Origin of the sequence: Arthrobacter sp. UYCo732 (genome assembly GCF_040547265.1) — a bacterium.
Lineage (GTDB): Bacteria > Actinomycetota > Actinomycetes > Actinomycetales > Micrococcaceae > Arthrobacter.
Genome location: NZ_JBEPPJ010000018.1, coordinates 81,114 through 88,472, shown reverse-complemented (window position 1 = coordinate 88,472; position 7,359 = coordinate 81,114). Strand labels below are relative to the sequence as shown.

At 64.4% G+C, this 7,359-nt stretch carries 9 protein-coding genes; 4 read left to right on the top strand and 5 right to left on the bottom strand.

Annotated elements, in window-relative coordinates; translation table 11 throughout:
* Both ABIB45_RS18205 and ABIB45_RS18200 read left to right on the top strand, forming a co-directional pair.
* A partial coding sequence (locus ABIB45_RS18205) for a transposase (RefSeq protein WP_354217254.1) occupies positions 1–345 on the top strand: 345 nt, incomplete at its 5' end.
* Between the two features lie 412 nt (positions 346–757).
* Positions 758–1,333, top strand: coding sequence for an NADPH-dependent F420 reductase (locus ABIB45_RS18200; RefSeq protein WP_354217253.1), 576 nt, complete (start codon positions 758–760; stop codon positions 1,331–1,333).
* A gap of 274 nt (positions 1,334–1,607) precedes the next feature.
* On the opposite strand, the gene ABIB45_RS18195 is transcribed toward ABIB45_RS18200, so the two are convergent.
* Both ABIB45_RS18195 and ABIB45_RS18190 read right to left on the bottom strand, forming a co-directional pair.
* Positions 1,608–2,105 (bottom strand): SRPBCC family protein, encoded by a 498-nt coding sequence (locus tag ABIB45_RS18195; RefSeq protein ID WP_354217252.1) that lies wholly within the window; start codon positions 2,103–2,105, stop codon positions 1,608–1,610.
* A 13-nt stretch (positions 2,106–2,118) separates the two neighbouring features.
* Positions 2,119–2,451, bottom strand: a complete 333-nt coding sequence (locus ABIB45_RS18190; RefSeq protein WP_354217251.1) for an ArsR/SmtB family transcription factor — start codon at positions 2,449–2,451, stop codon at positions 2,119–2,121.
* A gap of 112 nt (positions 2,452–2,563) precedes the next feature.
* Here ABIB45_RS18190 and ABIB45_RS18185 point away from each other — a divergent pair, with 112 nt between their 5' ends.
* Complete coding sequence (locus tag ABIB45_RS18185; protein WP_354217250.1) at positions 2,564–3,409, top strand: CPBP family glutamic-type intramembrane protease; 846 nt, start codon at positions 2,564–2,566, stop codon at positions 3,407–3,409.
* 265 nt (positions 3,410–3,674) lie between these two features.
* Complete coding sequence (locus tag ABIB45_RS18180; RefSeq protein ID WP_354217249.1) at positions 3,675–3,872, top strand: hypothetical protein; 198 nt, start codon at positions 3,675–3,677, stop codon at positions 3,870–3,872.
* A gap of 96 nt (positions 3,873–3,968) precedes the next feature.
* Here the strand turns inward: ABIB45_RS18180 and ABIB45_RS18175 are convergent, their stop codons facing one another.
* From ABIB45_RS18175 to ABIB45_RS18165, 3 genes are all read right to left on the bottom strand, one after another.
* Entirely contained in the window at positions 3,969–5,330 is a 1,362-nt protein-coding gene (locus tag ABIB45_RS18175) for an LLM class flavin-dependent oxidoreductase (RefSeq protein WP_354217248.1), read from the bottom strand.
* A gap of 72 nt (positions 5,331–5,402) precedes the next feature.
* Entirely contained in the window at positions 5,403–6,980 is a 1,578-nt protein-coding gene (locus tag ABIB45_RS18170) for a sodium:solute symporter family protein (protein ID WP_354217247.1), read from the bottom strand.
* Entirely contained in the window at positions 6,977–7,225 is a 249-nt protein-coding gene (locus tag ABIB45_RS18165) for a hypothetical protein (RefSeq protein ID WP_354217246.1), read from the bottom strand. The genes ABIB45_RS18170 and ABIB45_RS18165 overlap by 4 nt, the downstream gene beginning before the upstream one ends.
* Positions 7,226–7,359: the final 134 nt, after the last annotated feature.

The following is a 7,359-nucleotide window of genomic DNA, read 5'->3' as shown; positions in this document are numbered from 1 at the left end:
GCCGCGGACAAGACCCACCGCAAACACGCTCAGATCGAGCAGGTGAATGCCGATCTGAAAGACAGTGCGCTGGCCCATTTGCCCTCAAGTGTTTTCGCGGCGAACTCGGCCTGGCTGGTCGCCGCGGTCATGGCCTACAACCTCACCCGCGCCGCCGGGCTCCTTGCCGCCGGGCCCTTCAGCAAGGCCCGCACCGGCACAATCCGACGCAAACTCATCCACGTCCCGGCCCGCATCGCCACCAGCGCCCGACGCATCCGCCTTCACCTGCCCGAAGCCTGGCCCTGGCAAACAGCCTGGGAAGAGCTCTTTACCACCGTCCACGCCCCACCGAAAACGGCATAGAACCCCGCCCGCCCGCCGGAAACGGCCCGACCAGGAACATCCAGTGGAACACCACCGGCAGCGAGGCCGGTGATCTGCCACGCCCGAAACCAGAATCCGCGGCCGACACCGAAATCCATCAAGACCAACCCCGGATCGGTGGATCAAGGCTTAGTCGTGCCGCGCCAGAGCCGCTGCCACCAGGAGCGCTCTGGTTCCGATTCGGGCGGGCGCTGCCGATCTGCGCGACTTCCTGCACGGCCCCGAAGCCAGGGCGGCCTATGCGGCAAACGGTTTGGAGACTGCCTAGAGAATCACTTGACGCTTCAACTTGATAAGCGTACATTTAGTTGTATCTTCAAGTAGTGATCCTCCAGAGAAACAGAATCTGATGAAAACCCTCCTTGCCCGCCTTTTCGGAAAGAAGAAGACCATGACTGACATCACCATCATCGGTAACGGCAACATGGCCCGTGGCATCGCCACCCGCGCCGTCGCAGCAGGCAAGAAGGTTGAGATCCTCGGCCAGGACGGCGCCAAAGCGCAGACGCTCGCCGGTGAACTCGGCGCGGATGTCACCCACGGCACCGCGGCCAGCGCCCCGCAGGGCAGCATCGTCATCCTGGCCGTCCCGTTCGATGCCGCCAAATCAGTGGTCACCGCATACGGCAACCAGCTGGCCGGTAAGACGATTGTGGACATTACCAACCCGGTGAACTTTGACACCTTCGATTCGCTGGTAGTGGAGCCCGGCTCCTCCGCCGCCGAGGAAATCGCAGCGCTGGCCCCGGCCGGCGCCAGCGTGGTCAAGGCCTTCAACACGACCTTCGCCGGCACACTGGTGGCAGGCGAATCGGGCGGCCAGCCGCTGGACGTCTTCATCGCGGCGACGACGCCGCCGCCACTGCGGCAGTGGGCAACTTTGTCAGCGCCGCCGGTATGCGGCCGCTGGTGGTCGGACCGCTCAAGCGCTCCCGGGAGCTGGAAGGCTTCCAGTTCGTCCTCATGACCATGCAGGCCAATCCCGCATTTGAAGACTTCAACTGGGACACCGGACTCCTGGTCACCAAGTAGCAGCACCGGGTAGCACCACTAGACGGCATAGGCAGCCGTCACATGAAGCGGGCGTATTACGGCGGGAGGTCCCGCCGTCGTACGCCCGCTTTTTGCGTTAAAACCTTTAGCCGCGCTCAGCCCGTTGGGGGCGTGAACTGGCTGGCAGTGAATTCCGCTCGCTGAGGGTCGCGGATCAGCGCCGGCCGGGTACCCTCAGCCGGGGATTCTCAGGCGCGTGCGTGGGCGGCGAGGACGGCGTCGATCTGGCCAGCGGCTGCCTTCATGCCTTCGTCCATGCCCATCTTGACCATCTCTTCCATCTGCTCTTCGGATTCGAATGTGGACATGATGGTCATCCGGGTGCGGCCGCCGATGTCGTCGAGGTCAACGGCGGCATGGGTGATGCCCATGGCGTCCACCGGGGCGCCGCTGTCGTCGGCGAAGCCGTCATCGAACTCGAGCCCCCGGGGCGCTTCGATGGCGGTGAACTTCCACCAGCCGCCGGCTTTCTCGCCCTCGGGTCCGGTCATGTAGTAGCCGGCCCTTCCGCCGGGCGTGAAATCAAACCCGTCAAACGTGGCCGGCCAGGTGGGCGGACCCCACCAGCGCTCGAGCTGGCGCGGATCTTCCCAGATCTGCCAGACGCGCTCGACGGCGGCATCGAACTCGGCGACGAGGGTGAAGCTGAGTGCCTCGAGATTCTTGGTGGAACTGATAACAGGCATTGCCGTCCCTTCCTTATCCTTCAGCCAGAATGTCCGCGATCCGCTGGGCGCGCTGCCGCCAGATCGTCTCATAGTCATCCAGCAGCCGGCGGGCCTTCTGCAATCCTTCGTGGTCGCCCCGCACGATCTGCTCCCGTCCGCGCTTTTCCTTGGTAACCAGGAAAGCGCGCTCCAACACCGCCACGTGCTTCTGGACAGCGGCGAAACTCATGGCGTAGAGCGCAGCCAGTCCGGAGACGGAATACTCCGCCACTGTCACCCGCCGGACAATGTCCCGTCGGGTGGCGTCCGCAAGGGCCTGGAACAGGCGGTCCACGTCCGCGTCATTGACCTGATCTACAACCATTTGGTTGTACGATACGCCGGGCGCCGAGGGGTGTCAAGAGGCTGCCGCGGCGCCGCGGGTAAGCTGAAGGAACCACCCAGCAGCCAGCCCGAGTCCGTCCACGGAGGCCAGCATGAGCCGGCGCTCAAAAACAGAATCCGATGTCCGGCCCGGTGCAGCGGCTGCGCCAGCCGGCACCTCGGTGCGGCTAATCCCGGCAACGTTACTGTCGGCGTCGGGCTTTGTGCTGTTTGTCCTTGAAGACCGGCTCAGCGGATTTATCCTACTGGCGGCTGCCCTGGTGCTGGCCGGATTCATCAGCCGCCGGCTGCTCATTGACCTCGCACTGATAGCGGTGGGGCTGACGGCCATGAGCTCCGTCCCCATCACCACTGACATCAGCACCGGGCACATGCTGGTGATGGGCACCGCGATGGTACTGGCCGTCGGTATTCCGTATGTGGTCTCCCGGTTTGTCACCAAGGACCATGCCATCAGCTTTCCCATCCGGAGCGGCCAGCCCTGGACCACGGCCGAGAAGTGGTACCTGCCGGCCGTCCCGCTGCTGGGGTATGCGGTCCTCCCGGTCTACATGATCAGTACAGGCGTGTATCGGAACTGGCCTGCGGTCAACGATCCGGAGGGCATCGGCCGGCTGTTCCTGGGCACCAACGCGCTGGGCATCTGGGACGAGCTCTTCTTCATCTGCACCGCTTTTACGCTGCTGCGCCGGCACCTCCCGGACTGGCAAGCCAACCTGATGCAGGCGGTGCTATTCACGTCCTTCCTGTGGGACTTGGGGTTCCATGTGTGGGCGCCGCTCTTCATCTTCCCGTTTGCGCTGCTGCAGGCGAAGCTGTTCACCATCACGCGGTCATCGACGTATATCGTGTGTGTCCACCTGTTCTTTGACTTCGTGCTGTTCCTGGTCCTGGTGCACGCGCACAACCGCGACTGGATCGACATTTTCCTCTACTGAGGTGCCGGGCCCTGCGGAACGCCCGGCACCAACGTCCGAACAGGCGCCCCAACCAGTGGCGTAACCAGTGGCGTAACAAGCGCAGGACGCGGACGTGCAATCGATCACACTTTGGGCATTTCAGTTGTCAAATCCCCGGCCCACCATGAACCATGAATGCGGGGACCTGTTGCCCCGCACACCTAAATCAGCAATCCTCACCGACGAGGATGCGGCCCTTTCAAGGATGACCTGGCCGTCAACTGCATGAGCGAAAGTACTGACAATGACGTTTGATTCGAGCCACTCTTTAACGCTTAAAATCTGGGACCGGTCCGCGATTGACCACACGCTCAACGCCGCAGCGCTGGATCTCTCAGTCAAGGCGAACACCACCAAGTGCCGCATCGCGGTCCACTGCAGCGGCCCCAACACCTTCACGCTGAGCGTCCGCAGCGACGACCGCCAGCTCGTCACCGTCTGAACGGTTCCACGCTAAAAACACAGAGCGGACGACGCCGGGACCTCCCGGCGTCGTCCGCTTTTGTTTTGTGGTGCTTTGCTGGGCGGAGCCGTCCGCCTACTGGCTGAACGCGCCGCGGTAGCGGGTTGCCGGGTGCCGGTCGTTGAGGCGGTCCTCGCCGAAGAGCTTGCCGCGCAGTGTGCCCGGCGCATATTCGGTCCGGGCGAGGCCGCGGGCCTGCAGGACCGGGAGCAGGTGCTCGTTGAACTCCGTGAACGAGCCCGGCAGGTGCCAGTTCATGACGTTCACGCCGTCGATGCCGCCTTCGCGCTGCCAGGTTTCGAGTGCGTCGGCGATCTGTTCCGGCGTACCCACGATCCGTCCGTTGCGCGCCAGGCTGTCCGCAATGTCCGCCACTACCGGCTCGCGGTCTGTGACGCCGCGGCGGATCCAGTCCAGGAGGCCCTGCGAGGAGTTTGTTTCGAGCTCTGACAGGGGCGTGTCGGCGGGGTAGACGCTGCCGTCCGGACGCGTGCCGATGTTGGCGTGGGCCAGGTAACCGTCGGCACTCGCGTACTCGTCGTATTCAGTGGCCTTGCGCCGGGCTTCGTCCTCGGTGCTGCCGATGATGAAGGCGACACCCTGGAAGAACTTGAGGTCCTGGGGCAGCCGCCCTGCCTCCACGGCCCGGCGGCGTGTGTCCTCGATCCCTTCCAGCGCGATCTTCGGGGTCGGTGCGCGCAGGAAGACGGCTTCGGCGTGGTCGGCCGCGAATTGGCGTCCGCGGGGTGAGGCACCGGCCTGGTACAGCAGCGGAGTCCGCTGCGGTGACGGCGACGGCAGGTGGGGGCCCTCCACCCGATAGCGCTCACCCACGTGGTTGATCTTGTGGATCTTCGACGCATCCGAAAAGACGCCGCTGGCTTTGTCCTTCAGCAGCGCGCCCTCGTCCCAGGAGCCTTCCCACAGCTTGTACGTCACGTCCACGTATTCTTCGGCCCACCCGTAGCGGTCCGTATGGTTGGCCAGCCCGTCCATGCCGAAGTTCCGGGCACCGTTGTCCTGCAGGCCCGTCACGATGTTCCATGCGATGCGGCCGCGCGAAATGTGGTCCAGCGTGGAGACTTTCCGGGCGAAGTTGAACGGGTGCTCCTGCTGGACGTTGGAGGTGAAAGCGAAGCCCAGATGTTCGGTATTCACGGCCAACGCGGAGAGCAGGACGGACGGATCGTTGCTGGGGATCTGAAGGCCTTCCCGCGCGAAGACCTCGAAGCCACCGCTGCTGGGGCCATATAGTCCCACAACATCGGCAAAGAACATCGCGTCGAACAGGCCGGCCTCCAGAGTCTTGGCCAGTTCAATCCACATGGTGACATCGTTGAAGTCCGCCTGCTGCGCCTCAGGGTGTCGCCATTGCCCGTGCTGGATATGGGATCCGGTGTTCATGACGAAGGCGTTGAAGTGCAGCGGGGTGGGCATTGGTGTCCTTTTGTGGCTGGTCAGGTTTAACTTGAAACTACGGGGCGACAAACTGAGCGCCAAATACTACGGCTATACCGCGGCAGGCTCCTCGACGGGCGCTGCCGGTTCGGACGCGGCTGCCGGTTCGGACGCGGCTGCGGGTTCGGACGCGACGGCCGGTTCGGGCGCCACGGCCGGTTCGGACGTGGAGCGGTCGAACAGCGCCGCCACGCGGGCCCGCTCTTCATCCGCGACGGGGACCAGGTAAGCGCAGGCAACATACACCGCCGCGTTCACGATCAGGCCGGCAATCCCGGAGGTGGCGCCGCCGAGCCACGGGACGGACGTCGGATAGAAGATCTGGAATGCAGCGGCAGTGGCGAATCCGCTGGTCATGGAGGCCACGGCCGCCGTCGCATTCCCGCGCTCCCAGAACAGGCCGAAGTACAGGGCGGGGCCCAGCTGCACAATGCCCTGGTAGGAGACGATGGCCAGGACATACAGTGCGGGTTCCTCCAGCCATACCAGCGCACAGACAGCCGCGGCAGCGGTGATGACGATGGTGCCGATCTTGGCCCATTTGGTCTCGCCGGCAACCGCAGAGTCAGGCGCGGTCCGGGCGAAGTCGTTGGTCAGTTGCGCGCTGGCCGCCTGGATCAGGGCATCCACATTGCCCATGGTGGCGGCGAGGACAATCACGCCGGCCAAGGCCACCAGCAACGGACCCCCAACTGCGGCGACGATGAACCAGACCGAGCTGGGAGCTTCCTTGACGCCCGGATATGTCGCGGCGAGCAGGGCCACGGTGCACAGCCCGGTGGAGAAGGCCAGGAGGATGGGGGCGGAGAGCGCAGTCGACTTTTTGATCGCTTCGGTGCTGCGGGCGGTGAACAGGCGGACAAAGACGTCCGGCCAGCACCAGCCGCCGATGGCGCCGGTGAGCACCAGGGAGAAGAAGTACAGTGGGCCTGCCTCACTGCCGGGACCGGGGAGCAGGAAGTAGTCCGCCGGGACGCTGTCCAGCCCGTACCCGCTGGTGACCAGGTGCACCAACAGTCCTACAATGACCACCAGCCCGATGCCGTAGGCGGTGATGCCCTGGATCATGTCGCTGATCACCACGCCGCGCATGCCCATCCGTACGGTCCAGATCTGACGGAAGGCCAGCACCGCGATGCTCAGCACAATGGCGCCTGCGGCCGGCACTGCGCCGTAGCCCAGATGGGTGAAGACGAGGCTCAGGGACTGCATGCCCAGCACGATCCACGGAAACGCCGCGACCAGGCCGATGAGTCCGGCGATGCGGCGGACCGCGTGGGAACGGTAGCGAAAGCCCAGGAGATCGGCCTGTGTCCGCAGGTCAAAGCGTTTGCCCCACTCGTGGACGGGCCGGGCCATAAAGAACATCAGCAGCAACGCCAGCAGGGAATAGAAGACCAGGTAGTAACCGATCACTCCCCCGCCGGCGGTCATGCCCGCGAACGAAATGAAGACAGATCCGGCAAGCCAGGTGTTCAGGAACGACATGGTCTGGTACCAGGGTCCGAATGAGCGGCCGCCGGTGGTGTAGTCGCTCAGGCCAGTGGACTTGACCCGGCTTCGCTCCAGGACGAGGACGACGACGGCGAGGAACAGACCGATGAGTCCGTAACCGGTGACGATGTTCACAGTTCCTCCCCGGCGGTCCGGCGCTTGCGCGCATCCAGGAAGTAGAGGACCACGATGACGGCGGTGACGAAGGTCGCCGTACCCAGCAGGTAGGCCATGGTGCCCGCGGCTGGACCAAGCGCCCAGTGGAAACCGGGGAAAATAGCCAGCGCAAAGCTGGCGAGGAGCAGAACGACGGGCAGGGCGTTGCGGCGCCGGGGCTTTGTGCGCGGCGGCTCTGAGGCGGATTTGTTAAGCGAAGTCAAGAATTCCCCCTGGACAGTGGGTACAGCCTTTGTGGCTGACACGCGGTGGGTAGGCACAGTGGACGCTGCGCACACCACAGTCTTGGGGATGCCGGCGGCTGTGTCGAAAACGATGACAAAGTCCGTAACCGGGT

Excerpts from the sequence above, each read along its gene's own strand:
- ABIB45_RS18200 (WP_354217253.1), top strand. The coding sequence starts at position 758 with ATGACTGACATCACCATCATCGGTAACGGCAACATGGCCCGTGGCATC.
- ABIB45_RS18195 (WP_354217252.1), bottom strand. The coding sequence starts at position 2,105 with ATGCCTGTTATCAGTTCCACCAAGAATCTCGAGGCACTCAGCTTCACC.
- ABIB45_RS18190 (WP_354217251.1), bottom strand. The coding sequence starts at position 2,451 with ATGGTTGTAGATCAGGTCAATGACGCGGACGTGGACCGCCTGTTCCAG.
- ABIB45_RS18185 (WP_354217250.1), top strand. The coding sequence starts at position 2,564 with ATGAGCCGGCGCTCAAAAACAGAATCCGATGTCCGGCCCGGTGCAGCG.
- ABIB45_RS18180 (WP_354217249.1), top strand. The coding sequence starts at position 3,675 with ATGACGTTTGATTCGAGCCACTCTTTAACGCTTAAAATCTGGGACCGG.
- ABIB45_RS18175 (WP_354217248.1), bottom strand. The coding sequence starts at position 5,330 with ATGCCCACCCCGCTGCACTTCAACGCCTTCGTCATGAACACCGGATCC.